The following is a 25,432-nucleotide window of genomic DNA, read 5'->3' as shown; positions in this document are numbered from 1 at the left end:
ATTCAGGTCAGCCCCCGTTCAGGAACCCTATGTTAAGAAGTGCTTTATTGCACAATCCTTAACACTGAATGTTGAGTAATACGGGTTTTTCCCGAGGCCGGTAGTGTTTATCATGGCCGACTGCCACGTCGGGTAAAAGGCGTTGTGCGGAGTTTCCTATTCTCAAGGAGTCGTAGATGAGCTTTTCCTTTGTCGCGAAGGCGTCGGTGTTGCTGCTGTTCCTCGGCAGCACGCTCTATGTGCATTTGCGTGGCAAGGCGCGTTTGCCGGTCCTGCGTCAGTTCGTCAATCACTCGGCCCTGTTCGCGCCCTATAACGCCTTGATGTACCTGTTCTCCGGTGTGCCGTCCAAGCCCTATCTGGACCGCAGCAAGTTCCCGGAGCTCGACGTGCTCAGGGACAACTGGGAAGTTATCCGCGACGAAGCCATGCACCTGTTCGACGAGGGCTACATTCGCGCCGCCGAAAAGAACAACGACGCCGGTTTCGGTTCGTTCTTCAAGAAGGGCTGGAAGCGTTTCTACCTCAAGTGGTACGACAAACCGCTGCCATCGGCTGAATTGCTCTGCCCGAAAACCGTCGAGCTGGTCAGCCGCATCCCCAATGTGAAAGGCGCGATGTTTGCGCTGTTGCCGGGCGGTAGCCACCTCAACCCGCACCGTGACCCGTTCGCCGGTTCCCTGCGTTATCACCTGGGGTTGTCGACGCCGAACTCCGATGATTGCCGCATCTTCGTCGACGGTCAGGTCTACGCCTGGCGTGATGGCGAAGACGTGATGTTCGATGAAACCTACGTGCACTGGGTCAAGAACGAAACCGAGCAAACCCGCGTCATCCTGTTCTGCGACATCGAACGCCCCTTGAGCAACCGCCTGATGACCCGCATCAACCGCTGGATCAGCGGCTGGCTGGGGCGTGCTACTGCGCCGCAGAACCTTGACGATGAGCGCGTTGGCGGGATTAACCAGGCTTATGCCTGGAGCAAGACTTTCAGCGACAAATTCAGCGGTATGGTCAAGCAGTGGAAGCGCCGCAACCCCAAGGCCTATCGCGTGCTGCGACCGGTGCTGGCGGTGGTGGTGTTGACGTTGTTGGGGTATTGGTTGTTCGGTTGAGGCCGACCATGGAATGAAAAAACCGCTCCTTGGGAGCGGTTTTTTTATGCGCGCTTGCTCATGAGCTCCGGGCCTTGTAAGTGATCCGACTTGCCTGCGAAGGCGTTTTATCGGGCAACCACCTCAACCGGCTTCACCACTGCCGGCTTCAACACCAGCCACAACGCCGCCGCAATCAACACTCCGCCATAGAGGTGCGCCATCGACAGCGGCTCATCCAGCAACAGCGCGCCCCACAACACCCCGAACGGTGGAATCATGAAGGTCACGGTCATCGACTTCACCGGGCCGATCGAGCTGAGCAAACGGAAGTAAACGATGTAGGCAAACGCGGTGCAGCCCAAGCCCAATCCCAGCAACGACAACCAGACACTCCAGCCGCCCCAGCTCGCCGGTGGCTGGCTGATCACGCTGTAGCCGAACAGCGGCAGCAAAAACAAGGTGGCGCCGAGCATGCTGCCCAGGGCCGACAGGCGACTGTCGAGGCCGCCGGCCTGGTCGAGCCAGCGGCGGGCGAGGAAGCCGGCAAAGCCATAACAGGTGGTAGCCATCAGGCACGCCAGTGCGCCCATCAGCAGTTGCATATCGAACGCCACCGGACCTGCACGGGTGAGGATGCCGACGCCAAACAGTCCGAGAAACACCCCGCAGACCTTCGCTCCGGTGAGTTTTTCACTGAAGAACAACCCGCCGATCAACACGCCCATCAACGGCGTGGTGGCGTTGAAAATCGCCGAATAGCCGGCCGGCAGCACTTGCGCGGCCACGGAATAGAGCGTCGCCGGAACCCCGGAGTTGATCACTCCGAGCAGCATCACCGTCTTGAGTTTGCCTTTGAAATCCCAGCTGATACGCAGCAGCCCGACGATCACCAGCAGCCCGACAGCGGCAATCGATACACGGAAAAAGGCAGTGGGGATTGTGCCAATCACTGGGGCGATAATGCGCATGAACAGAAAGCTCGCCCCCCAAATGGCGGCAAGTGACAACAAACGCAGGATATCGACGGGGTTCACAGCACTTTCCTTCCTTGATTGGCGCGCAAGTGTCGCGCCAGTCGGGGTACAAGGCAATGGTTGCGTTGCGTCACACGGGGCCACTAAGCTCAAGCTCCAACGATAAGAACAGCCGCAGAGGTTTCACCATGCCGCAGCAATGGCCAGCCGCCGACATCGCCCGAATGATCCTCGATGGCTTTGACGATTACCGCGAGCATTTCCGTCAGATCACCGACGGTGCCCGAGGCCGCTTCGAGCAAGCCCAGTGGCAGGCGACACAAGTCGCGTCGGCGGCGCGGATCAACCTCTACGAAGAGAAAGTCGGCGAAACGGTCGGGCGCCTGCATCAGTCGTTCGCCGCCGATGTGCTGATGGACGTCAGCAGCTGGCCGTTGGTCAAAAGCGCCTATATCAGCCTGATCGACCTGCGCTTCGACGATGAACTGTCCGAGACCTGGTACAACTCGATTTTCTGCGGGCTGTTCAGCCACGACCTGATCAGCGACGGCTGCATGTTCATCCACACCACGCGGCCAAGCCTGCGCCGCGCCCGGGCGGCGCAAACCCGCACCTACAAGCCCCATGGCCAGTTGTCCGGCATGCTCGCGAGTATTTTTACCGACTATCGCTTCAGCGAGGACTACGCCGATTTGCCCGGCGACCTGCGCCGTCTCGAAGTGCAATTGCGCGAGAACCTGCCGGACTGGGTCTGCAAGGACCCGGAGCTGAGTGTCGAGCTGTTTTCCTCGGTGCTTTACCGCAACAAAGGTGCCTATCTGGTGGGGCGCATCTTCACCCAGGACGATCAATGGCCACTGGTGATTCCGCTGCTGCACCGCGAAGGGCGGGGCATCCAGATCGATGCACTGATCACCGACGAGGCGGAGGTGTCGATCATCTTCTCCTTCACCCGTTCGTACTTCATGGTCGATGTGCCGGTACCGGCGGAGTTCATCGGCTTTCTCAAACGCATCCTGCCAGGCAAACACATCGCCGAGCTGTACACCTCGATCGGCTTCTACAAGCATGGCAAGTCCGAGTTCTACCGGGCGCTGATCAATCACCTGGCCAACACCGACGACCAGTTCATCATGGCCCCCGGCGTGCGCGGGATGGTCATGAGCGTGTTTACGCTGCCGGGCTTCAACACCGTATTCAAAATCATCAAGGACCGCTTCTCACCGTCGAAAAACGTCGACCGTGCCACGGTGATCGAAAAGTATCGCCTGGTAAAAAGCGTCGATCGGGTCGGGCGCATGGCCGACACGCAGGAGTTCGCCGACTTCCGTTTCCCGTTGAGCAAGTTCGAGCCGGCATGCCTGGAGGAGTTGCTTGAAGTGGCGCCGTCCACGGTGTCGGTGGAGGGCGATACGGTGCTGATCCGTCACTGCTGGACCGAACGCCGGATGACACCGTTGAACCTTTATCTGGAACACGCCAACGAGGCGCAGGTGCGCGAGGCGCTGGAAGATTATGGCCTGGCGATCAAGCAACTGGCGGCGGCGAACATTTTCCCCGGCGACATGCTGTTGAAAAACTTTGGCGTCACCCGTCACGGTCGCGTGGTGTTCTATGACTACGACGAAATTTGCTTCCTGACCGAAGCCAACTTCCGCCACATCCCGCAACCGCGCACGCCGGAAGACGAAATGGCCTCCGAACCGTGGTACTCGATCGGGCCACTGGACGTGTTCCCCGAGGAGTTTCCACCGTTCCTGTTTGCCGATTCCGGGCAGCGAAAGTTGTTCGATCAGTTGCACGGCGAGCTGTACAACGCCGATTACTGGAAGGGGCTGCAGGAAGCGATTCGGGCGGGGAAGGTGATTGATGTGTTTCCGTATCGGCGCAAGGGGCTGGATAACGAATAGCTCGTCTGAGCGAACACACTGTGGCGAGGGAGCTTGCTCCCGCTGGGTTGCGAAGCGACCCCAAAACCATTCATCGCGCAGATTCAGACAGCCGCGATGACAGGTTTACGACTGCTTCGCAGCCGAACGGGAGCAAGCTCCCTCGCCACAAAAGCGCGTCACTCAGCAGCCCAAATCTGCGACAATCCGCCTCCTGCGCCACTAGACGACTTTTGCGTACCTGATGACTGACGAATCGCCTTCCATCGACAAACTGCTGAAAAACCTCGATCACGCCATGCTCGCCGACCGCCACCGGCTGCGGCGGCAGTTGCTTGAGCTGCGCAAGAAACCTGACGAGGCCAAGCTGGCCCAGTGGGTGACGCGCACACAGGCGTCCTGTGATCAGGTGTTGGCGCGGCGCGCCAGCCTGCCGGTGATTCGCTACGACGACAGCCTGCCGATCGCCGCCAAGCGCGACGAAATCAAAGCGGCATTGCTCAAACATCAGGTGCTGATCATTGCCGGCGAAACCGGTTCGGGTAAAACCACCCAGTTGCCGAAGATCTGCCTGGAAATCGGTCGCGGCCAGCACGGCCTGATCGGCCACACCCAGCCGCGTCGAATCGCCGCCCGCAGCGTGGCGAGCCGGGTCGCTGAAGAGTTGGCGACACCGTTGGGTGCGCTGGTGGGCTATCAGGTGCGGTTCGAGGACCAGAGCGATGCCAACACCCTGATCAAACTGATGACCGACGGCATCCTGCTGGCGGAAACCCAGAACGACCGCTACCTCGAGCGCTACGACACGATCATCGTCGACGAAGCCCACGAACGCAGCCTGAACATCGACTTCCTGCTCGGTTACCTGAAAACCCTGCTGCCCCGTCGTCCGGACCTTAAGGTCATCATCACCTCGGCCACCATCGACCTGGAGCGCTTCTCCAAGCACTTCGACGATGCGCCGATTGTCGAAGTCTCCGGCCGCACCTTCCCGGTGGAAACCTGGTATCGCCCGCTGACCCTGGAGCAGGACGAGGAGGGCAACCGTGTCGAGGATGACCTGACCGTGGATCAGGCGATCCTAGCCACCCTCGACGAAATCGCCGCGTTCGAACGCAGTGAGCGCAAGAGCCCCGGCGACGTGCTGGTGTTCCTGCCCGGCGAGCGCGAGATTCGCGACGCGGCGGACATGCTGCGCAAGGCACAGCTCAAACACACCGAGATTCTGCCGTTGTATGCGCGGTTGTCGCCGGCCGAACAGCAGCGGATTTTCCAGTCGCATCCGGGGCGTCGAGTGGTTCTGGCGACCAACGTTGCGGAAACCTCGTTGACGGTGCCGGGCATTCGTTACGTGATCGACAGCGGCACCGCGCGCATCAGTCGCTACAGCTATCGCGCCAAGGTCCAGCGTTTGCCGATCGAAGCGATTTCCCAGGCCAGTGCCAACCAGCGTAAAGGTCGCTGCGGGCGGGTCGAGCCGGGTATTTGCGTGCGCTTGTACAGCGAAGAAGATTTCATCGGCCGGCCGGAATTCACCGACCCGGAAATCCTGCGGACCAACCTCGCGGCGGTGATTTTGCAGATGCTCCATCTGCGCCTCGGCGAGATCACTGATTTCCCGTTTATCGAACCGCCGGATGGCAAGGCCATCAGCGACGGTTTCAACCTGCTGCAAGAACTCTCGGCGGTGGACCGCAACAGCCAGCTGACCCCGCTCGGCCGGCAACTGGCGCGGCTGCCGGTGGACCCGCGCATGGGCCGAATGCTGCTGGAAGCGGCCAAACTCGGCAGCTTGCAGGAAGTGCTGATTGTCGCCAGCGCCATGTCGATCCAGGACCCGCGCGAGCGTCCGCCGGAGCGTCAGCAAGCCGCCGATCAGGCCCACGCCCAGTGGAAAGACGTGGACTCGGACTTCGCCGGGCTGGTCAATCTGTGGCGGGGTTTTGAAGAACAGCGCCAGGCCCTGACGGCCAGTCCCCTGCGTAACTGGTGCCGCAAGAATTTCCTCAATTACCTGCGCCTGCGCGAGTGGCGCGATTCCCATCGCCAGTTGAGCCTGATCTGCCGCGACATGCAGCTGAGCCTCAACAAAGAGCCGGCGGATTACCCTAAGCTGCACAAAGCCGTGCTGTCGGGGTTGCTCAGCCAGATCGGCCAGAAAACCGAAGATGGCGATTACCTCGGTGCCCGTCAGCGACGCTTCTGGATTCACCCGTCGTCGGGCCTGGGCAAGAAACGCCCGCAATGGCTGATGACCGCCGAACTGGTGGAAACCACCAAGCTGTACGCGCGGATGGTCGCCAAGATCGACGCCGACTGGATCGAGCCGCTGGCCGGGCACCTGATCAAGAAAAACCACTTCGAACCCCATTGGGAGAAGAGGCGTGGGCAGGTCGTGGCCTTCGAGCAAATCACCCTGTTCGGGCTGATCGTAGTCGGACGCCGGCCGGTGCATTACGGGCCGGTCGACCCGGTGGTGTCCCGCGAATTGTTTATTCGCGAAGCCTTGGTGCGTGGCGAGATTCAATCCAAAGCCAAGTGCCTGACGGCCAACAAGCAACTGCTGGAACAGCTCGACGAACTGGAAGCCAAGGCGCGTCGCCGAGACATTCTGGCCGACGAAGAAACCCTGTTCGCCTTCTACGATGCGCGCTTGCCGGCGGAGATCCACCAGACCGCGACCTTCGACAGTTGGTACCGGATCAACAGCCAGAAAGACCCGCAGCTGCTGATCATGCGCGAAGAGGACGTGCTGGCCCGCGAAGCCAGTGAAGTCACCGCCGCGCATTACCCCGACACCCTGCACATCGGCGACCTGGAACTGGCGCTGAGTTATCACTTCGAGCCCAACCATCCGCGTGACGGCGTGACCTTGCGCGTGCCAGCACCGCTGTTGCCGATGCTGCCGCCGGAACGCCTGGAATGGCTAGTGCCAGGCGTGATCGAGGCCAAGTGCATTGCGCTGGTGCGCAACCTGCCCAAGGCCCTGCGCAAGAATTTCGTACCGGTGCCGGATTTCGTCAAAGCCGCGATGCAGCGCATGACTTTCGGCGAGGGCTCATTGCCTCTGGCGCTGGGCCGCGAGTTATTGCGCATGACCGGCGCACGGGTCAGCGATGAGGCCTGGGCCGAAGCGTCGCAGCAGGTCGAAAGCCATTTGCGGATGAACCTGGAAATCGTCGACGGCCAGGGCAAGTTCCTTGGCGAAGGGCGTGATCTGGCGGAGTTGACCGCACGCTTTGCCGAGGCCAGCCAGGCCGCCTTGGCCGTGCCGCAAACCGCGAAAAGCCAGCAACCGGTGGAGGCGAAAGTCTTTGCCGCCGTCGCCGAGAAAACCCAGCAGAAGATCGCCGGACTGTCGATGACGGTGTATCCGGCGCTGGTGGAAGAGGCCGGGACGGTCAAGGAAGGACGTTTCTCGACCCCGGCCGAAGCCGAGTTCCAGCATCGCCGGGCCTTGCAGCGCTTGCTGATGCAACAACTGGCGGAGCCGGCGAAGTTCTTGCGCGGCAAGTTGCCGGGGCTGACCGAGTTGGGCCTGATGTACCGCGAGCTGGGGCGCATCGACAGCCTGGTGGAAGACATTCTGCTGGCCAGTCTGGACAGTTGCATCCTCGACGGCGAAGACCCGTTGCCACGCGATGGTGCCGCACTGGCGTCCCTGGCCGAACGTAAACGCGGTGCCTGGACCGAGCACGCCGAGCGTCTGGCCAGGCTGACCCTGGAGATTCTCAAACACTGGCACGGCCTGCAAAAACGCTTCAAGGGCAAGATCGACCTGGCGCAAGCCGTGGCCTTGAACGACATCAAGCAGCAGCTCAGCCATCTGGTGTACCCGGGGTTCGTGCGGGAAACGCCGATGCCGTGGCTCAAGGAACTGCCGCGTTACCTGAAAGCAGTCGAGCAGCGTTTCGAGAAACTCGGTGCTCAGGTGCAGAAGGACCGGGTCTGGAGTGGAGAATTGTCTGGCCTCTGGACCCAATACCAGACCCGCGCCAACAAACACGCCCAGGAAGGCAAGCGCGATCCGCAGCTGGAGCTTTATCGCTGGTGGCTGGAGGAATATCGGGTTTCGCTGTTCGCACAGCAACTGGGAACCAAGGTGCCGATCTCCGACAAGCGCTTGAGCAAGCAATGGACACAAGTCGAGCCCTGAACCCTGTGGGAGCGGGTATGAGTTCGACTCAGCAAAAGGCGCCAAAAGCCAGCGTTTATGGCAAACTTCGCGCCTATAAACGCCGGCCCCGCGGTTTTCAGCCTCCACGGGCCCAGGCGGATCGGAATAAAGCGATGCCAGGTTTGCGTCCGGAACCTGGAATAGACCCTTTGTGTGTTGGTACGTCGGTGCCAGCGCTTTCTGCCTGAACGGATTAGAGAAACGACCATGCATAACGTCGTCATCAGCGGCACCGGCTTGTACACCCCGGCCAACAGCATCTCCAACGAAGAGCTGGTGCAGTCTTTCAACGCTTACGTCGCGCAGTTCAACGCCGACAACGCCGAGGCCATTGAGCGCGGCGAAATCCAGGCATTGACCGAATCCAGCGCAGCGTTTATCGAAAAAGCCTCCGGCATCAAAAGCCGCTTTGTCATGGACAAAGAGGGCATCCTCGACCCGCAACGCATGGCGCCACGCTTGCCCGAGCGCTCCAACGACGAGTGGTCGGTGCTGTGCCAGATGGCCATTGGCGCGGCCGAGCAAGCCTTGCAGCGTGCCGGCAAGACCGCCGCTGACATCGACGGTGTAATCGTCGCCTGCTCCAACCTGCAACGCGCCTACCCGGCCATCGCCATCGAAGTTCAGGAAGCGCTGGGTATCCAGGGTTTCGGTTACGACATGAACGTGGCGTGCTCCTCGGCAACCTTCGGTATCCAGGCCGCCGCCAACAGTGTGCAACTGGGCCAGGCCCGGGCGATCCTGATGGTCAACCCGGAAGTCTGCACCGGTCACCTGAATTTCCGTGACCGCGACAGCCACTTCATCTTCGGCGACGCCGCCACTGCGGTGATCATCGAGCGCGCCGATCTGGCGACCTCCAAGTACCAGTTCGACGTGGTCAGCACCAAACTGCTGACCAAGTTCTCCAACAACATCCGCAACAACTTCGGCTTCCTCAACCGCGCCGCGGAAGAGGGCATCGGTGCCCCCGACAAGCTGTTCGTCCAGGAAGGCCGCAAGGTGTTCCGCGATGTCTGCCCGATGGTTGCCGAGCTGATCGCCACGCACCTGGAAGAAAACCAGCTCAACGTCAGTGACGTGAAGCGTTTCTGGCTGCACCAGGCCAACCTCAGCATGAACCACCTGATCGTCAAGAAGCTGCTGGGCCGCGAAGCCACTGAAGCAGAAGCCCCGGTGATTCTCGACACCTACGCCAACACCAGCTCCGCCGGTTCGGTGATTTCGTTCCACAAGAATCAGGACGATCTGGTCAGCGGTTCGCTGGCTGTGCTCAGTTCGTTCGGCGCCGGTTATTCGATTGGCAGCGTGATATTGCGCAAACGTTGATCGAAGGGGTTGTTGTTCTTTCCTCTGGCTTGTGATGACTTTTCCTACATTCGAAATAGTCGGAAGGCTGTAATTTTCGGAAATTCCAGCAGGACGATGCCTACAGGCGAAGTCCTGCTGTTTTCATTTTCGAGGTCAGAACAAGGGGGTTGTTAATGGCGGCTGACGACGCGCAACTGCTTGAGCGCTTGCTGGCAGGTGAACAAAAGGCTTTCAAAGAGTTGGTCAGCACTTATCAGAGCGCCATGCGTGCGGTGGCCTACGCTATTGTGGGCAACCGGCATGCCGACGAAATTGTTCAGGATGCCTGGCTATCGGTTGTGCGTAACCTGAGCGGATTCGAGGGACGTTCGAGCCTCAAGACCTGGCTGCTGACTATCACCGCCAACTCGGCCAAGAGCCGCTACAAGCAAAACCGCCGGGAAGTGTTGCTCGATGACCTGCCGTCGCCCCATGGCACGATCGATGATGATCGTTTTTCATCGAGCGATGGTCATTGGCTGGTGGCGCCGTTTGCCTGGCATCAGGACACGCCAGAGGCGCTGTTGACTGAAAGCGAACTGCGCGAATGCCTGGAGCACACGCTGCTCAGCCTGTCGGAACTGCAAAGCAGTGTTTTACTGTTGCGCGAGCGACAGGGGCTGGAGTTGGAGGAGATCTGTAATCTTCTGGAAATCTCGCTCTCCAATGTTCGTGTGCTGCTGCATCGGGCACGGTTGAAGGTCTTTGCGACCGTAGAACATTTTGAGGAAACCGGCGAATGCTGACCTGTAAGGAACAAGTGGCGCGCTCCAGTGATTATCTCGATGGCCAGTTGAGTTTTCGCGAGCGTCTGATGATGCGGCATCACTTGATGTTTTGCCCCAATTGTCGGCGATTCATTCGGCAGATGCGGTTGATGCAGGCGACCTTGCGGGTGATGCCGCAGAAGCCGGTCGAGGATGTGGAGGCGCTGGCCGAGCGGCTGGCGGCGCAGCGGCGTAAAGATCGTTCCTGAAGGAAAGCACAGGCCGGCGCGGGTGAAACGAACGGATGATGGGGATCGTTGCCCCGCGCCAGACTGTTGAACCTCTTCAAACGACACGACCGTATGTAAACCGCATCGTTTGAAGTGTGTGGCTTCGCAGCTTAGAACTTCGCTTCCGCGTCCAGTTGCAGCGTGTTGGTGTTGGCATCACGCTGGGTACGGCTGGAGAAGTCGGCTTTAGTCAGGAAGTAAGTGGCACCGAGGGCGAAGTTCTTGTCGATGTCGTAACCGACTTTGAACTTGTGACCGCGAGAACCGGTGGTGCCGTTGGCGAAGTCCGAGTCGGTGAAGGCGCCGACCACGGCGTTACGCTGCACGTCGCGGTAGTTGTAGTCGAGGTTGAAACCGAAGACTTTCGATTTGGCACCGACTAGCCAGGCAGTGTCCTGATCGGTCACGGCATCGTTGTTCTTCACGTATTGGCCGTAGAACGACAGCGGCATCGGCAGGCCGCCGATATCGATCTGGCTGAAGCCTTCGTACAGGCGGAACTCGTTGTTGGCCGAGTTGCCGTTGACGGCCAGGGCGCACGGTGTGGAGGTGCCGGTGCAACGGCTGTCTTCGTCGTTCTGGTAGGCATAGACGCTGCCGCCGACGGTCAGTTTCAGGTTGTCGGTGATGGCGAAACGGCTGCCCAACTGGCCGGCGGTCAGACGCAGGTCGTGACGAAATTGCACGCCTTCGCCGTCGACGTTGTCCTTGAGGTTGTAGTTGCCCAGGCTACCGAACAGTTCGGCACTGCTGCCCAGCGGGTATTTGTAGGTCACTGCCAGACCTTCCGGATTGATATCACTGTCCCAGATCACATCACCCATGCTGACCCACGGTTGCAGCATCTTGCCGCCGATCACATGCAGGTTTTTGATGGCGTCCGGGTGGTAGTCGATGTAGCCCAGATCCAGCCAGATCTGCTTCTTGTCGAAGTAGTTGTCCATGTCCTGGTTGGTCGAGCGAGCATCGTCACCGCCGCCGGTGGCAATGCGGATGCCGGTGTCCACTTGCGGGTTGATTTCGCTGTAGGCACCCAGACGGGCGCGGATGCGTTGACGATCCTTGTCACGGCCACCGTTGTTGGGTTCGCCGTCGATCTTGACCGTTTCCTGGCGTACGCGAACGTCGCCCTTGAACTGGGTCTTGGCGGCCCAGGCCAGCTTCTGGTCGAAGGCGCTCAACTCGTTGGCTTTCTTCGCGGCGACCGCTATTTGTTCGTTGGTCTCTTGCTGCGCCTGCTGCGCGATTTGCTGGGCCTTCTGATCCTTGGCCAGTTCGGCTTGCAGTTCAACGTACTGCGCCTGGGAAATAGAACCGTTAGCCTTGAGCATGTCGAGCAGTTTGGCGTCGACTGCGGCACTGGCTGGAACACTCATGGCCAGCAGCAGGCCACCACACAAGGCCGCCGCAGTTTTCGTGGAAGCAAGACGCATAGCAATCTCCGAAGATGAGAGGGATGGCTGAACCATCCTGGACACAACCGACAGTTGAAGGTCGGAAAACAGTGGCCGGGTAGAACCCGACGCTCTAAAAACAGGCGCCAGTATCGCGATGGTTTATGACAGGTCAGTGGCGAAGTGATGGCAGGTCGATGACGATACAAACGTTTCCGAAATGCCCGATTCAGAGCCTTGTATCGGATTGACGCGTGTGGATCGCCCTGCGATCGGCGATACTCGCGGAGCTGTCACGCCAAGATGTGGAGAGGAAAATGCCGCTGCAACGTCTGCATACACTGTCGCAAATCGCAGCCCGTACCTGGGATGCCCTGGTGCCGGAGAATCAGCCGTTTCTGCGCCACGCGTTCCTCGGTTCACTGGAAGACAGCGGCAGCCTGGGCCCGCATTCCGGCTGGCAGCCCGAGCATCTGCTGCATGTCGAAGGCGAGCGCCTGATCGCCGCGCTGCCCAGTTACCGCAAATGGCACTCCTACGGCGAATACGTGTTCGACCATGCCTGGGCCGATGCCTGTGAGCGTGCGGGCATCGACTACTACCCCAAACTGTTGACGGCGGTGCCGTTCAGTCCGGTCAGCGGGCCGCGATTGCTGGCGGCGACGATCGAGGACGGTTTCGAGCTCTTGCAGAGCCTGCCGGGTTATCTGGAGATAGAAAAACTTTCCAGTGCCCACATCAATTTCACCGATCCGTTCACCGACGCTGCATTGGCCGAACAGCCAGGCTGGTTGCAGCGCATTGGCTGTCAGTACCACTGGCAGAATCGTGATTACCGGGATTTTCAGGACTTCCTCGACGCCCTCAGTTCGCGTAAGCGCAAGCAAATGCGCAAGGAGCGTGAGCAGGTGGCAGGGCAGGGCATCGACTTCGAATGGCTGGAAGGCCGGCAGCTGACCCAGGCGCAGTGGGACTTTGTGTACGCCTGCTACGCCAATACCTACGCGGTGCGTCGGCAGACGCCTTACCTGACGCGGGAATTTTTCAGTCTGCTGGCCGAGCGCATGCCGGAGTCGATTCGCGTGGTGCTGGCCAAACAAGGTTCACGGCCGGTGGCCATGGCCTTCAGCCTGGTCGGCGGCGACAGCTTTTATGGCCGTTACTGGGGTTGCCTGGCGGAGTTCGATCGCCTGCACTTCGAGACCTGTTTCTATCAGGGTATGGATTACGCCATTGCCAACGGCTTTCAGCGTTTCGACGCCGGCGCTCAGGGCGAACACAAACTGATTCGCGGCTTTGAACCGGTGATCACCCATTCCTGGCATTACCTGCGCCATCCGGGCTTGAAGTCGGCGGTGAAAGACTTCCTCGAGCGCGAACGCGTCGGGGTGCTGGGGTATGCAGAAGAGGCGAAGACCGCCTTGCCTTATCGACAAGGCTGATCTTCGCCGTTGATTGCAGGCTCAGTCGCGCAGATTAACTGTCTTCTTTGCCCAGCCAGCGGTACATCACACCACCGATGACCGCCCCCAGAATCGGCGCCAGCCAGAATAGCCATAGCTGTTGAATCGCCCAGCCCCCGACAATAAGCGCCGGTCCGGTACTGCGGGCCGGGTTGACCGAGGTGTTGGTGACCGGAATCGAGATCAGATGGATCAGGGTCAGCGCCAGGCCGATGGCGATGGGCGCCAGCCCGGCCGGGGCGCGTTTATCGGTGGCGCCGAGAATGATCAGGATGAACATGGCGGTCATCACCAGTTCACTGACAAACCCCGCCGCCATCGAGTAGCCGCCTGGCGAGTGTTCGCCATAGCCATTGGACGCCAGGCCGCTGGCCAGTTCGAAGCCGGGTCTGCCACTGGCGATGAAGTACAGCAAGGCCGCTGCGATGATCCCGCCAATCACCTGGGCGATGATGTAGGCGGGCAGTTCTTTGGCAGGGAAGCGTCCGCCGACGACCAGTCCGACTGAAACCGCAGGGTTGAGATGACAACCCGAGATGTGGCCGATGGCGAAGGCCATCGTCAGTACCGTCAAACCGAATGCCAGGGACACCCCCAGTAAACCGATCCCCACGTTTGGAAACGCTGCCGCCAGGACCGCACTGCCGCACCCTCCCAATACCAGCCAGAACGTACCTACCAATTCTGTAGCCGAACGTTTGAACAAAGACATAGCGAGTTTCCCTATCGAGATAACACTGTCGTTGTGCATCCAGCAGATGGACTACGGAACCTCCAGTACCTTGGCTGAGTACAGCAGGATTTTTACGGAATTCCAGTGACCATAAAAAACCGCCAGAGCCCGTGGTTAGCGGGCTCTGGCGGTTTCTGGTGTTCTTCTGTGTGGCTGATGGCGCCAAGATCGCGGCTCAATCGATCCCGACAAACCCGCCGGTCTGGTGTTGCCATAACCGTGCATACAAACCGCCATGGGCCAGCAGTTCGGCGTGGCTGCCGGTTTCGGCGATCTTGCCGTTTTCCAGCACCACCAACCGGTCCATCCGGGCAATGGTCGAGAGACGGTGAGCGATGGCGATCACGGTTTTGCCCTGCATCAGGGTTTCGAGGCTTTCCTGGATTGCTGCTTCGACTTCCGAGTCCAGTGCCGAGGTCGCTTCGTCCATGATCAGGATCGGCGCGTCCTTGAGCAGCACCCGGGCGATGGCAATCCGCTGACGCTGGCCACCGGAGAGTTTCACCCCGCGCTCACCGACATGGGCATCGAAACCGGTGCGGCCTTCGGAGTCCGACAGCAGCGGGATGAACTCGTCGGCACGGGCCTTGCGCACCGCTTCCCAGAGTTCGGCGTCGGTGGCGTCGGGTTTGCCATACAGCAGATTGTCGCGGATCGAGCGGTGCAGCAGTGAGGTGTCCTGGGTGATCATGCCGATGCGTTCGCGCAGGCTTTCCTGCCCGACTTCGGCGATGTTCTGGCCGTCGATGAGGATCCGCCCGCCCTGCACGTCATACAGGCGCAGCAGCAGGTTGACCAACGTCGATTTGCCGGCGCCGGAGGGGCCGATCAGGCCGATTTTTTCGCCGGGCTTAATGGTCAGGTTGAGGCCGCCGATGATCCCGCTCTTCTTGCCGTAGTGGAAATCGACGTGTTCGAAACGCACCTCGCCACGGGCCACTGCCAAGGGTTTTGCCTGTTCGCGGTCGGTGACGCTGACCGGTTGGGCGATGGTCTGCAAACCGTCCTGGACCATGCCGATGTTTTCGAAAATGCCGTTGACCACCCACATGATCCAGCCGGACATGTTGACGATGCGGATCACCAGCCCGGTGGCCAAGGCAATCGCGCCCACGCTGATCAGTGACTGCGTCCACAGCCACAGGGCCAGCCCGGTGGTGCCGACGATCAAGAGGCCGTTCATGCTGGTGATGACCACGTCCATGCTGGTGACCACACGGCCGGCCAGTTGGGCTTTTTCGGTCTGTTCCGCAATGGCTTCGCGGGCGTACTGCTGTTCGAAGTTGGTGTGGGCGAACAGCTTGAGGGTAGTGATGTTGGTGTAGCCGTCGACGATCCGCCCCATGAGTTTGGAGCGCGCATCGGAGGACACCACCGAACGCTCTTTCACCCGCGGCACGAAGTAGTAGAGCGCGCCGATGTAGGCGGCGATCCAGATCAGCAGCGGGATCATCAGTCGCCAGTCGGCTTCGGCGAACAGCACCAGCGAGCTGATCGCATAGATCAGCACGTGCCACAGCGCATCCACCGCTTGCACGGCAGAGTCGCGCAGGGAGTTGCCGGTTTGCATGATGCGTTGGGCGATGCGCCCGGCGAAGTCGTTCTGGAAGAAATTCAGGCTCTGTTTGAGCACGTAACTGTGGTTCTGCCAGCGGATCAGGCTGGTCATGCCCGGACTCAAGGTCTGGTGCACCAGCATGTCATGCAGGGCGAGGAACAAGGGGCGCAGGATCAGCGCCACCGCTGCCATCCAGGCCAATTCCACGCCGTGGACCTTGAAGAAGTCGACGTTGGATGTGCTCTGGGTCAGGTCGATGATGCGACTCAGGTAGCTGAACAGCGCCACTTCGATCAGCGCGCCGAACAGGCCGACGACCAACAAAACGGCGAAGATTGGCCAGACCTGCTTGAGGTAGTAGGTATAGAAGGAGAGAACCCGACTCGGTGGAGCCGCCGTCGGGGCGTCGCGGAAAATGTCGATCAGTTTTTCGAAACGGCGATAAAGCATCGGTTCTCCGCCCGTGTACGGGCTCTCCTTTAAACGATATGAGCGGCGCCGGATATCGACCGGCCACCGCTCAAGACTGCCGGTGTACTCAGTCGATGCGCTTGGCCGACTTGATCAGCACCGGGTCGACAGGCACGTTCTGCATGCCTTGTTTGGTGGTGGTCTGAGAGTTGACGATGATGTCCACCACGTCCATGCCCTTGACCACTTTGGCGAAGACGGCGTAACCGGCGTCGCGACCCGGATCGAGGAAGGCGTTATCGGCCACGTTGATGAAGAACTGGCTGGTGGCCGAATCCGGGTTTGAAGTACGCGCCATCGACAGCGTGCCACGCACGTTATGCAGGCCGTTGCTGGCTTCGTTTTTGATCGGTGCCTTGGTTTCCTTCTGTTGCATCTGTGCAGTGAAACCACCGCCCTGAGCCATGAAACCTGGAATCACACGGTGAAAAATCGTGTTGTTGTAGAAGCCACTGTCGACGTACTCAAGGAAGTTCTTGGTACTGATCGGCGCCTTGACCGGGTCCAGTTCGATTTCGATCTGGCCGTTGGTGGTCTCCAGCAGCACGTGGGGTGCCTTGGCCGGCGTAGCGGCCATCAGGTTGGCGGCAAACAGAACGGAGCCGGCGACGAGGGCGATTTTTTTCAGCATGGGTCAGTGATCCTGAGTGGTGGTGTCGACTGCGGTGAGAAACTCGAGCAGCGTTTGGTTGAAGCGTTCGGGTTGATCCAGCGGGGTGGCGTGGCGCGAATCGGCGATCACCACCAGCCGCGCATCGGGCAGCAGTTTTACATAGGTTTCTTTCAGCGCGACCGGGGTGTAGTCACGGTCGGCGCTGACGACGAGGGTTGGACAGGAAACCCTGGAAAGTCGTTCCTGAACCCCCCAGCCAACGATGGCATCGAAGCTGGCGAGATAAGCATGTTTGTCGTTTTTTGCCCAGCGCGCCGCTATTTTTTGTCGTAACGAAGCTTGTTCCGGCTTGGGAAACAGTTTGGCGCCCAGGGCCTTGCCGATGGTGCCCATGCTCAGTACGCGCATCAGGCTCCAGCGTTTGAACCACTGCCAATAATCGTTGCGGCTGCGCCGTTTGACCTCGGGCGCGCTGTTGACGATGCACAGGCTCTTGAGCAGTTGCGGCTGGTCCACCGCCAGTTGAAAAGCGATCATGCCACCCATCGAAAGCCCCACAAGATGTGCAGGGCCAAGGTTCAAGTGTTCGATCAGCGCGATCAGGTCGGCGCTGAACCCGGCGATGCTGTAGCGCTCGCGGGGTTTGTCGGAGCGCCCGTGGCCGCGCACATCCGGCACGATCACCCGATGGTGGGCGGCGAGCGCCGGGATCTGCATTTCCCAGTCCTGGGTGCTGGAGCCCAACCCGTGAACCAGCAGCAACGGAGTGCCGTGGCCATATTCCTCATAGTGCAGGTTGCAACCTTCATGTTCGAAATAGGCCATGGGTACACTCCGTGTCAGGCTTGTTCGGGCGCGGCGAAGGGCGCATCCAGCGGCGCGGTGTCAAAGGTGCGCAGCAGTTCGATGAGAATCTGCGTGGCCGGGCCCAAGGGTTTGTCCTTGTTCGAATACAGATAGAAACTCGGGTTGCGGCTTCCGCCCTGATCCAACGGTAGCACTTTGAGCGTGCCTTCCTTGAGTTCGCGCTCGATCATGTGCCGGGGTAGCCAGGCGAAGCCCAGACCGCTGCTGACGAAGGTCGCGGCAGTGGCCAGGCTGCCAACGGTCCAGCGCTGTTCGGCACCGAGCCAGCCGACATCTCGCGGTTGCTGACGGCCGGAGTCGCGGATCACCACTTGCATCTGGCTTTCCAGGTCCTGGAAGCTCAGCTCGCGATTCAGACGATGCAGGGCATGTTCGGGGTGGGCGACCGCGATGAATTCGACATCGCTCAGCTCCGCGCCCAGGTAGCCGGGAATACTGAAACTGGTAATGGCCAGATCGGCCACGCCTTCGAGCAATACTTCTTCCACCCCCGATAACACTTCTTCACGCAGCCGCACCCGGCAACCGCGACTTTGCGGCATGAACGCGGTCAAGGCGCGGACGAGGCGGGCGCTCGGGTACGCGGCGTCGACCACCAGCCGTACTTCCGCTTCCCAGCCTTGTTCCATGTGGTGGGCCAGGTCTTCAAGTTGGCTGGCCTGTTTCACCAGTTGCCGGGAGCGGCGCAGCAGCACGCCGCCGGCCTCGGTGAGCACCGCTTTGCGGCCATCGATGCGCAACAGCGGTACGCCGAGTTGGTCCTGCATGCGCGCTACGGTGTAGCTGACCGACGATTGCGAACGGTGCAGCACTTCGGCGGCCTGGGCGAAACCGCCGTGATCGACCACGGCCTGCAACGTTCGCCATTGATCAAGGGTCACGCGGGGCGCTTTCATGTTGAGCTCCTCTTGTCCTAAGCTGGCAGTTCTTATTGGAGACTGCCGAATGAAAAAAATCTGTTGTGTGATGGCGGGGTGTGCGGTGTTGGCGATGTTGCCTCTGACTGCGTTTGCCTATCCGATCGATGTCAATAAACAGCTCAACGGTTTGAAGGTCGACTACAACGCCTATGACACGGACGCCGACATCGGCTCCATTCAGGTCAACAACTACGGCGACACCGACGTCACTTGCAAAGTGGTTTTCAATAACGGTCCGGAAGCGCCACGCACCCGCAAGATCGACGTACCCGCCGGCAAACACAAAAACGCCACGGCCAAGTTCACCCGCACCATCATCAAGCTGCGTATCGACCTGACTTGCACCCCGAAATGACCTCAAGCGGAGCATGTCGGCTGGGCATGCTTCGCTTATAAACGAATTTATCGATGCTTTATAGCAGTTATTTGCGCTTTTTCATCGATATGACTCTGTTTAACCTTCACTCCATCGACCTACAGCATTCTCAGATGGAGGCTACATCCCATGTCCCGCGTTCTGATCATCGAAAGCAGCGCCCGTCAGCAAGACTCGGTTTCCCGCCAGCTGACCCAGACCTTCATCAGTCAGTGGAAAGCCGCACACCCGGCCGACCAGATCACCGTCCGTGACCTGGCCGTCAACCCGGTGCCGCACCTGGACATCAACCTGCTGGGCGGCTGGATGAAACCTGTCGAACAACGCAACGAGATCGAACAGGCCTCGCTGGAACGCTCCAACCAATTGACCGACGAACTGCTGGCCGCCGACGTGCTGGTGATGGCAGCGCCCATGTACAACTTCGCGATTCCGAGCACCCTGAAAGCCTGGCTCGACCATGTGCTGCGTGCCGGCGTGACCTTCAAATACACCGAAACCGGCCCGCAAGGCTTGCTCAGCGGCAAGCGTGCCTACGTGCTGACCGCTCGCGGCGGGATCTACGCCGGCAGCACCGCGGATCACCAGGAACCCTACCTGCGTCAGGTCATGGGCTTCATCGGCATCCACGACGTCACGTTCATTCACGCCGAAGGCATGAACCTGGGCGGCGACTTCCAGGAGAAAGGCCTGAACCAGGCCAACGCCAAACTGGCCCAGGTCGCCTGAGTCGTTAATCGCCAGATAATCGCTGGATGGTCTAGTGACCTGGCGCGACCCTTCAAGCCTGCACGCGCATCGAACCTCCCTTTGCACTTATTGCTCCTGAGTGCTCTAGCCCGATTGAACGCTTTAGCGAGATCGGGCTTTTTTTTGCCTGGGATTTAGTGGGCGCTGATGATTCTGTGGGACCGGGCTTGTTGTTGGCTGAGCGTTCGCGATAACGGGCAAAAACCGCTATCGTCGCCGCCATTCAAAACGAGGCGAGCATGGGCTATCTACTTTTTGTCACGCTGATCCAGGCGTTTTCCTTCAGTTTGATCGGCGAGTACCTGGCCGGTCATGTCGACAGCTACTTCGCGGTGCTGGTGCGAGTGCTGCTGGCGGGGCTGGTGTTCATTCCGCTGACACGCTGGCGTTCGGTCGAGCCGGCATTCATGCGCGGGATGTTGTTGATCGGCGCGCTGCAGTTCGGTGTGACCTATGTCTGTTTGTATTTGAGCTTCCGCGTGCTGACGGTGCCGGAAGTGCTGCTGTTCACCATCCTCACGCCGCTGCACGTGACCCTGATCGAAGACGCACTGAACCGGCGCTTCAATCCGTGGGCCTTGATCGCGGCATTGGTGGCCGTGGCGGGTGCGGCAGTGATTCGCTACGACCGGATCAATCCGGACTTCTTCATGGGCTTTCTGTTGCTGCAACTGGCCAACTTCACCTATGCCGCCGGGCAGGTGCTCTATAAACATCTGGTGGCCCGCCATCCGAGCGATCTGCCGCATTATCGGCGATTCGGCTACTTCTATCTGGGCGCATTGGCGGTGGCGTTGCCGGCATTTCTGCTGTTCGGCAAACAGAACTTCCTGCCCGAAGCGCCGCTGCAATGGGGCGTGCTGCTGTTCCTCGGTCTGGTCTCGACCGCGCTGGGCTTGTACTGGTGGAACAAGGGCGCGTGCCTGGTGAATGGCGGGACGCTGGCGGTGATGAATAATCTGCATGTGCCGGTGGGGTTGCTGATCAATTTGCTGATCTGGAATCAGCATGAAGAGTTGGGGCGGTTGTTGTTGGGTGGATCGGTCATTCTGGCGGCGGTGTGGATCAGCCGGTTGGGTGTACGCCAACCCGTCATTGCACACTAAACCGGGTTAATTCGGCGCCAACTGCGCCACCAGAAACTCAATAAACGCCCGGGTCTTTTGCGGTACGCGACGCGAGGAAGGGTAAACCGCGTTGATGGTAATCGCTGGTGCCTGCCACTCGCACAGCACCGGCACCAGGCGGCCTGCCGCCAACGCGCCTTCCACAATGAAATCAGGCAACAGGGCGATGCCCATCCCGGCTTCGGCGGCCTGAGCGAGCAAGTCGCCGTTGTTGGCGTGCAACGGGCCGGAAACGTTGACCCGTTGCGTCTCCTTGCCATTGCACAACTGCAGGCTCACGCCGCTTTGCAGATACCCGTAATTCAGGCATTGATGCGCGCGCAAGTCTTGCGGGGTCCGCGGTATGCCTGCACGCGCCAGATAGGCGGGGGAGGCCACCATGATCCGCGGTGCCGGTGCCAGTTGCCGGGCGATCATGGTCGAGTCTGGCATGCTGGCGATGCGAATCGTCACATCGAAGCCGCCACGCACTGGATCGACCTGTTGATCGCTGAGCACCAGTTGAAGCTCGATGTTCGGATGCTGCTCATGGAACAGCGGAATCAACCGTCCAAGGCGATGCAGGCCGAACGACATCGGCGCATTCACCCGCAACACCCCACGTAGCTCGCCGATGCCGTCTCGAGCGCGCTGCTCGGCCTCGTCCAGCGCGGACAACACCTCCCGCGCCGCCTCGAAATACTCGGCGCCAGCCTCGGTCAAGTGCAGGCTGCGCGTAGTGCGCTGCAGTAATTGCACGCCGATTGCTTCCTCCAACGCCTGAATCTGTTTACTCACCTTTGATCGCGGCACGTCCATCGCGCGAGCGGCAGCTGCGAAGCCGTTCTCGCCAACCGTCACGACAAAGGCGCGCATGCATTCGATCCGATCCACGATTGTCCCTTTTTTAGAATCAATTATTCTCGATTTTAGGGAATTGTCCCTTTTTTATCTAGCCCGTAAAGTTACTTCCAAGCCAGCAAGCAAACAGCTTGAGGCAAGTGACTCACCCAATACTCATTAAACAAATCGACATCAAAAGGAACGCGCCATGTCTAACCGTGAATTGCTCAACCCAACCAACTCCGCCCTGATCCTGATCGACCACCAGCCGCAAATGGCGTTCGGCGTGCAGTCGATCGACCGTCAGACCCTGAAGAACAACACCGTGGGTCTGGCGAAGGCCGCGAAGATTTTCAACGTGCCGACGATCTACACCTCAGTTGAAACCGAAAGCTTCAGCGGCTTTATCTGGCCGGAGTTGCTGGCTGTTCACCCAGAGCAGAAGCCGATCGAGCGCACCTCGATGAACTCCTGGGAAGACAAGGCGCTGGTTGATGCGGTGAAAGCCACCGGCCGCAAGAAGCTGATCATTGCCGCGCTCTGGACTGAAGTCTGCCTGACCTTCCCGGCGCTGGAAGCCCTGGCTGAAGGCTACGAGGTGTACATCGTGACCGACGCGTCTGGCGGCACCACCAAAGAAGCTCACGACATGTCGGTGCAGCGGATGATTCAGGCAGGCGCGGTGCCGGTCACCTGGCAACAAGTGCTGCTGGAATACCAGCGTGACTGGGCACACAAAGACACTTACGAGGCGGTGATGGAACTGGTGCTGGAGCACAGCGGCGCGTATGGCATGGGCGTGGATTACGCCTACACCATGGTGCACAAGGCGCCGCAGCGTCAGGTCAAATAACACCGTTACCCTTGTAGGCGCATGGCTTGCCCGCGAAGGCGGAGTATCAGTCGATAACTATGTTGACTGACACTCCGCCTTCGCGGGCAAGCCATGCTCCTACAGGGGCGGTGTTTACATGATGTGTTTTTCCGGCTCCGGAATGTGGCTCGCGCCTAACATGGCCGGAAGCAATCCGGCCCTTAAGTCCCCGCCACTCGGCTGCTGATAAAGACTCAATCCGAACTCCGGCAGTACCGCCAGCAGATAATCGAAAATATCCCCCTGAATCCGCTCGTAATCCGCCCACGCCGTGGTGCGGGTGAAACAATAGATTTCCAGCGGAATCCCCTGCGCCGTCGTCTGCATCTGCCGCACCATGCAGGTCATGTTCTGCTGAACCTCCGGGTGACTTTTCAGATACGCCAGCGCATAGGCGCGGAAGGTGCCGATGTTGGTCATCCGCCGACGGTTGGCCGCCATCGCCGCGACGTTGCCCTGGGCTTCGTTCCAGGCCTTGAGCTCGGCTGTCTTGCGGCTCATGTAGTCGGTCAGCAAATGCACCTGGGACAGTTTCTGCTCTTCATCATCGCGAATGAACCGTACGCCGCTGGCGTCGATGAACAGGCTGCGCTTGATCCGGCGCCCGCCGGACTGCTGCATGCCGCGCCAGTTCTTGAACGACTCGGACATCAGGCGCCAGGTCGGGATCGACACAATCGTCTTGTCGAAATTCTGCACCTTGACCGTGTGCAAAGTGATGTCCACCACGTCACCGTCGGCACCGACTTGCGGCATCTCGATCCAGTCGCCGACCCGCAGCATGTCGTTGCTGGTCAGTTGCACGCTGGCGACGAATGACAACAGGGTGTCCTTGTAGACCAACAGAATCACCGCCGACATGGCGCCCAGACCCGACAGCAGCAACAGTGGCGAACGGTCGATCAACGTGGCGACGATGATGATCGCGCCAAACACGAACAACACCATTTTCGCCAGTTGCACATAGCCTTTGATCGAGCGGGTGCGGGCGTGTTCGGTGCGGGCATAGATGTCCAGCAGGGCATTGAGCAACGCGCTGATGGACAGCACCAGGAACAGGATGGTGAACGCCAGCGCCACGTTGCCGAGGAAGTTCATGCTGGTCTTGCCCAACTCCGGCACCAGGTGCAGGCCGAACTGGATCACCAGCGATGGCGTCATTTGCGCCAGGCGATGAAACACTTTGTTGTGGCGAAAATCGTTGACCCAGTGCAACGCCGGCTGGCGGCCGAGCATTTTGGTGGCATGAAGAATGAGGTAACGCGCCACTCGTCCGAGCACCAGCGCCACCACCAGCAGCAACATCAGCGCGAGTGTGGAATGCAGGAGCGGGTGCTGATCAAGGGCACCCCAGAGGTCTTGGGCGTTGAGCCAGAGCTGTTTGATATCCATGGTTGAAAACGCTTCTTCTGTAGGGCGCGACGGGGCGATTAGAGCATTTAAGAGGTTGCGGATGACGTTTTGAGACAAATCAGGCAACAAAAAAGCCACTGTTTGCAGCCGTTTGTATAAAGAAACTCGGCCTTAGCGCTCGAAACCGTTACCCTATGCAGCTGTTTTTTTGTATTTCTTCGAGGTAGCACCCGTGTTTTCCCAATTCGCCCTGCACGAACGTCTGCTCAAAGCCGTGGCCGAGCTTAAATTTGTCGAGCCAACGCCTGTGCAAGCAGCGGCTATTCCGCTGGCGCTCCAAGGGCGTGATCTGCGGGTGACAGCGCAAACCGGCAGCGGCAAAACCGCAGCCTTCGTTTTGCCGATCCTCAACCGCTTGATCGGCCCGGCCAAAGTCCGCGTCAGCATCAAGACCCTGATCCTGCTGCCGACCCGCGAGCTGGCCCAGCAGACCATCAAGGAAGTCGAGCGCTTCGCGCAGTTCACTTTCATCAAGTCCGGTTTGATCACCGGCGGTGAAGACTTCAAGGTCCAGGCCGCCATGCTGCGCAAGGTGCCGGACATCCTGATCGGTACACCGGGCCGGATGATCGAGCAACTGAACGCCGGCAACCTTGACCTCAAGGAAGTCGAAGTGCTGGTGCTCGACGAAGCCGACCGCATGCTCGACATGGGTTTTGCCGAAGACGTGCAGCGTCTGGTGGACGAGTGCACCAACCGCCAGCAGACCATGCTGTTCTCCGCCACCACCGGCGGTTCGGGCCTGCGCGAGATGATCGCCAAGGTCCTGAACAACCCTGAGCACTTGCAGCTCAACGCGGTCAGCCAACTGAACGACACCACGCGTCAGCAAATCATTACCGCTGACCACAACCAGCACAAAGAACAGATCGTGAACTGGCTGCTGGCCAACGAGACCTACCAGAAGGCCATCGTGTTCACCAACACCCGGGCCATGGCCGACCGTATCTACGGCCGCCTGGTGGCACAGGAATACAAAGCGTTCGTCCTGCACGGCGAGAAAGACCAGAAAGACCGCAAACTGGCCATCGACCGCCTGAAGCAGGGCGGGGTGAAAATCCTCGTCGCCACCGACGTCGCTGCCCGTGGCCTGGACGTGGACGGCCTGGACCTGGTGATCAACTTCGACATGCCGCGCAGCGGCGACGAATACGTTCACCGCATCGGTCGCACCGGCCGCGCCGGCAACGATGGCCTGGCCATCTCGCTGATCTGCCACGGCGACTGGAACCTGATGTCGAGCATCGAACGCTACCTCAAGCAGAGCTTCGAGCGCCGCACCATCAAGGAAGTCAAAGGCACCTACGGCGGACCGAAAAAGGTCAAGGCCTCGGGCAAAGCCGTTGGCGTGAAGAAGAAAAAGGTCGACGCCAAGGGCGACAAGAAGAAAACCGGCGCCAAGGCCCCGACCAAGCGCAAAATCGCCAACCGCCCGAAGACCGACGCCCTGTCGCTGGTCAGCAAGGACGGCATGGCGCCATTGAAACGCCGTAAGCCGGAAGCGCCGGCGGCTGAATAAAGCGTCGTAGCGATCCAATAAAAACCCGGACAGTGTCCGGGTTTTTTT

General features: G+C 59.8%; 21 protein-coding genes. 12 read left to right on the top strand and 9 right to left on the bottom strand.

All coding sequences use genetic code 11. The features are described 5' to 3' along the window. The first annotated feature begins 176 nt into the window (after window positions 1-176). Window positions 177-1,115, top strand: a complete 939-nt coding sequence (locus PGR6_RS21510) for an aspartyl/asparaginyl beta-hydroxylase domain-containing protein (RefSeq protein ID WP_018926742.1) — start codon at window positions 177-179, stop codon at window positions 1,113-1,115. A 107-nt stretch (window positions 1,116-1,222) separates the two neighbouring features. Here PGR6_RS21510 and PGR6_RS21505 read toward each other — a convergent pair whose 3' ends face one another. After that, window positions 1,223-2,131, bottom strand: coding sequence for a DMT family transporter (locus PGR6_RS21505; RefSeq protein WP_018926741.1), 909 nt, complete (start codon window positions 2,129-2,131; stop codon window positions 1,223-1,225). Between the two features lie 128 nt (window positions 2,132-2,259). On the opposite strand from PGR6_RS21505, the gene aceK reads away from it, so the two are divergent. The 5 genes from aceK (at window position 2,260) to PGR6_RS21480 (ending at window position 10,463) form a co-directional block, all read left to right on the top strand. Further along, entirely contained in the window at window positions 2,260-3,981 is a 1,722-nt protein-coding gene (gene aceK, locus PGR6_RS21500; protein WP_018926740.1) for a bifunctional isocitrate dehydrogenase kinase/phosphatase, read from the top strand. Window positions 3,982-4,204: 223 nt separating this feature from the next. After that, on the top strand, window positions 4,205-8,116 hold the full coding sequence (gene hrpA, locus PGR6_RS21495; protein ID WP_018926739.1) for an ATP-dependent RNA helicase HrpA: 3,912 nt from the start codon (window positions 4,205-4,207) through the stop codon (window positions 8,114-8,116). 228 nt (window positions 8,117-8,344) lie between these two features. Continuing rightward, complete coding sequence (locus PGR6_RS21490; protein ID WP_019648021.1) at window positions 8,345-9,466, top strand: beta-ketoacyl-ACP synthase III; 1,122 nt, start codon at window positions 8,345-8,347, stop codon at window positions 9,464-9,466. A 155-nt stretch (window positions 9,467-9,621) separates the two neighbouring features. Continuing rightward, entirely contained in the window at window positions 9,622-10,233 is a 612-nt protein-coding gene (locus PGR6_RS21485) for an RNA polymerase sigma factor (RefSeq protein WP_064619655.1), read from the top strand. Beyond that, the gene (locus PGR6_RS21480; RefSeq protein WP_007934080.1) at window positions 10,227-10,463 is read left to right on the top strand and encodes an anti-sigma factor family protein; all 237 of its coding nucleotides are present in this window, start codon (window positions 10,227-10,229) and stop codon (window positions 10,461-10,463) included. The genes PGR6_RS21485 and PGR6_RS21480 overlap by 7 nt, the downstream gene beginning before the upstream one ends. A gap of 131 nt (window positions 10,464-10,594) precedes the next feature. Here PGR6_RS21480 and PGR6_RS21475 read toward each other — a convergent pair whose 3' ends face one another. Then, complete coding sequence (locus PGR6_RS21475) at window positions 10,595-11,917, bottom strand: putative porin (protein WP_018926736.1); 1,323 nt, start codon at window positions 11,915-11,917, stop codon at window positions 10,595-10,597. Between the two features lie 278 nt (window positions 11,918-12,195). Between PGR6_RS21475 and PGR6_RS21470 the strand changes: the two genes are divergently transcribed. Then, window positions 12,196-13,320 carry a GNAT family N-acetyltransferase gene (locus PGR6_RS21470; protein ID WP_018926735.1) on the top strand — a complete coding sequence of 375 codons (1,125 nt, stop codon included), beginning with the start codon at window positions 12,196-12,198 and terminating at the stop codon, window positions 13,318-13,320. A gap of 34 nt (window positions 13,321-13,354) precedes the next feature. On the opposite strand, the gene aqpZ is transcribed toward PGR6_RS21470, so the two are convergent. From aqpZ to PGR6_RS21445, 5 genes are all read right to left on the bottom strand, one after another. Beyond that, a complete protein-coding gene (gene aqpZ, locus PGR6_RS21465) occupies window positions 13,355-14,053 on the bottom strand; it encodes an aquaporin Z (protein WP_064619652.1) in 699 nt (232 codons plus the stop codon). A gap of 196 nt (window positions 14,054-14,249) precedes the next feature. Then, a complete protein-coding gene (locus PGR6_RS21460; RefSeq protein ID WP_018926733.1) occupies window positions 14,250-16,082 on the bottom strand; it encodes an ABC transporter ATP-binding protein in 1,833 nt (610 codons plus the stop codon). A gap of 88 nt (window positions 16,083-16,170) precedes the next feature. Further along, window positions 16,171-16,734: a peptidylprolyl isomerase A gene (locus PGR6_RS21455; RefSeq protein WP_007934039.1), complete on the bottom strand. Its 564-nt coding sequence runs from the start codon at window positions 16,732-16,734 to the stop codon at window positions 16,171-16,173. Window positions 16,735-16,737: 3 nt separating this feature from the next. Beyond that, a complete protein-coding gene (locus tag PGR6_RS21450; RefSeq protein WP_064619649.1) occupies window positions 16,738-17,541 on the bottom strand; it encodes an alpha/beta fold hydrolase in 804 nt (267 codons plus the stop codon). Window positions 17,542-17,555: 14 nt separating this feature from the next. Then, the gene (locus PGR6_RS21445; RefSeq protein WP_018926731.1) at window positions 17,556-18,479 is read right to left on the bottom strand and encodes a LysR family transcriptional regulator; all 924 of its coding nucleotides are present in this window, start codon (window positions 18,477-18,479) and stop codon (window positions 17,556-17,558) included. A 49-nt stretch (window positions 18,480-18,528) separates the two neighbouring features. Between PGR6_RS21445 and PGR6_RS21440 the strand changes: the two genes are divergently transcribed. The 3 genes from PGR6_RS21440 (at window position 18,529) to PGR6_RS21430 (ending at window position 20,735) form a co-directional block, all read left to right on the top strand. Then, the gene (locus PGR6_RS21440) at window positions 18,529-18,858 is read left to right on the top strand and encodes a hypothetical protein (protein ID WP_007934049.1); all 330 of its coding nucleotides are present in this window, start codon (window positions 18,529-18,531) and stop codon (window positions 18,856-18,858) included. Window positions 18,859-19,008: 150 nt separating this feature from the next. Then, the gene (locus PGR6_RS21435) at window positions 19,009-19,608 is read left to right on the top strand and encodes an FMN-dependent NADH-azoreductase (RefSeq protein ID WP_019580787.1); all 600 of its coding nucleotides are present in this window, start codon (window positions 19,009-19,011) and stop codon (window positions 19,606-19,608) included. A gap of 260 nt (window positions 19,609-19,868) precedes the next feature. Beyond that, entirely contained in the window at window positions 19,869-20,735 is an 867-nt protein-coding gene (locus PGR6_RS21430) for a carboxylate/amino acid/amine transporter (RefSeq protein ID WP_019580786.1), read from the top strand. Window positions 20,736-20,741: 6 nt separating this feature from the next. On the opposite strand, the gene PGR6_RS21425 is transcribed toward PGR6_RS21430, so the two are convergent. Beyond that, complete coding sequence (locus PGR6_RS21425; protein ID WP_064619646.1) at window positions 20,742-21,629, bottom strand: LysR family transcriptional regulator; 888 nt, start codon at window positions 21,627-21,629, stop codon at window positions 20,742-20,744. Window positions 21,630-21,786: 157 nt separating this feature from the next. Between PGR6_RS21425 and PGR6_RS21420 the strand changes: the two genes are divergently transcribed. Continuing rightward, window positions 21,787-22,431 (top strand): hydrolase, encoded by a 645-nt coding sequence (locus tag PGR6_RS21420; RefSeq protein WP_007934054.1) that lies wholly within the window; start codon window positions 21,787-21,789, stop codon window positions 22,429-22,431. A gap of 114 nt (window positions 22,432-22,545) precedes the next feature. On the opposite strand, the gene PGR6_RS21415 is transcribed toward PGR6_RS21420, so the two are convergent. Continuing rightward, window positions 22,546-23,844: a mechanosensitive ion channel family protein gene (locus PGR6_RS21415; protein ID WP_018926727.1), complete on the bottom strand. Its 1,299-nt coding sequence runs from the start codon at window positions 23,842-23,844 to the stop codon at window positions 22,546-22,548. Between the two features lie 193 nt (window positions 23,845-24,037). Between PGR6_RS21415 and PGR6_RS21410 the strand changes: the two genes are divergently transcribed. Further along, window positions 24,038-25,384 carry a DEAD/DEAH box helicase gene (locus tag PGR6_RS21410; protein WP_064619643.1) on the top strand — a complete coding sequence of 449 codons (1,347 nt, stop codon included), beginning with the start codon at window positions 24,038-24,040 and terminating at the stop codon, window positions 25,382-25,384. The last annotated feature ends 48 nt before the right edge of the window (window positions 25,385-25,432 follow it).

This window comes from Pseudomonas sp. GR 6-02, assembly GCF_001655615.1.
Taxonomy (GTDB): Bacteria; Pseudomonadota; Gammaproteobacteria; order Pseudomonadales; family Pseudomonadaceae; genus Aquipseudomonas.
This window is presented reverse-complemented; position numbering and strand designations above follow the sequence as displayed.

Coding starts and splice junctions, on each gene's coding strand:
- PGR6_RS21485 (WP_064619655.1), top strand. CDS start 9,622: ATGGCGGCTGACGACGCGCAACTGCTTGAGCGCTTGCTGGCAGGTGAA.
- aqpZ (WP_064619652.1), bottom strand. CDS start 14,053: ATGTCTTTGTTCAAACGTTCGGCTACAGAATTGGTAGGTACGTTCTGG.
- PGR6_RS21450 (WP_064619649.1), bottom strand. CDS start 17,541: ATGGCCTATTTCGAACATGAAGGTTGCAACCTGCACTATGAGGAATAT.
- PGR6_RS21475 (WP_018926736.1), bottom strand. CDS start 11,917: ATGCGTCTTGCTTCCACGAAAACTGCGGCGGCCTTGTGTGGTGGCCTG.
- PGR6_RS21445 (WP_018926731.1), bottom strand. CDS start 18,479: ATGAAAGCGCCCCGCGTGACCCTTGATCAATGGCGAACGTTGCAGGCC.
- PGR6_RS21430 (WP_019580786.1), top strand. CDS start 19,869: ATGGGCTATCTACTTTTTGTCACGCTGATCCAGGCGTTTTCCTTCAGT.
- PGR6_RS21460 (WP_018926733.1), bottom strand. CDS start 16,082: ATGCTTTATCGCCGTTTCGAAAAACTGATCGACATTTTCCGCGACGCC.
- PGR6_RS21455 (WP_007934039.1), bottom strand. CDS start 16,734: ATGCTGAAAAAAATCGCCCTCGTCGCCGGCTCCGTTCTGTTTGCCGCC.
- PGR6_RS21440 (WP_007934049.1), top strand. CDS start 18,529: ATGAAAAAAATCTGTTGTGTGATGGCGGGGTGTGCGGTGTTGGCGATG.
- PGR6_RS21510 (WP_018926742.1), top strand. CDS start 177: ATGAGCTTTTCCTTTGTCGCGAAGGCGTCGGTGTTGCTGCTGTTCCTC.
- aceK (WP_018926740.1), top strand. CDS start 2,260: ATGCCGCAGCAATGGCCAGCCGCCGACATCGCCCGAATGATCCTCGAT.
- PGR6_RS21420 (WP_007934054.1), top strand. CDS start 21,787: ATGTCTAACCGTGAATTGCTCAACCCAACCAACTCCGCCCTGATCCTG.
- PGR6_RS21490 (WP_019648021.1), top strand. CDS start 8,345: ATGCATAACGTCGTCATCAGCGGCACCGGCTTGTACACCCCGGCCAAC.
- PGR6_RS21470 (WP_018926735.1), top strand. CDS start 12,196: ATGCCGCTGCAACGTCTGCATACACTGTCGCAAATCGCAGCCCGTACC.
- PGR6_RS21435 (WP_019580787.1), top strand. CDS start 19,009: ATGTCCCGCGTTCTGATCATCGAAAGCAGCGCCCGTCAGCAAGACTCG.
- hrpA (WP_018926739.1), top strand. CDS start 4,205: ATGACTGACGAATCGCCTTCCATCGACAAACTGCTGAAAAACCTCGAT.
- PGR6_RS21480 (WP_007934080.1), top strand. CDS start 10,227: ATGCTGACCTGTAAGGAACAAGTGGCGCGCTCCAGTGATTATCTCGAT.
- PGR6_RS21415 (WP_018926727.1), bottom strand. CDS start 23,844: ATGGATATCAAACAGCTCTGGCTCAACGCCCAAGACCTCTGGGGTGCC.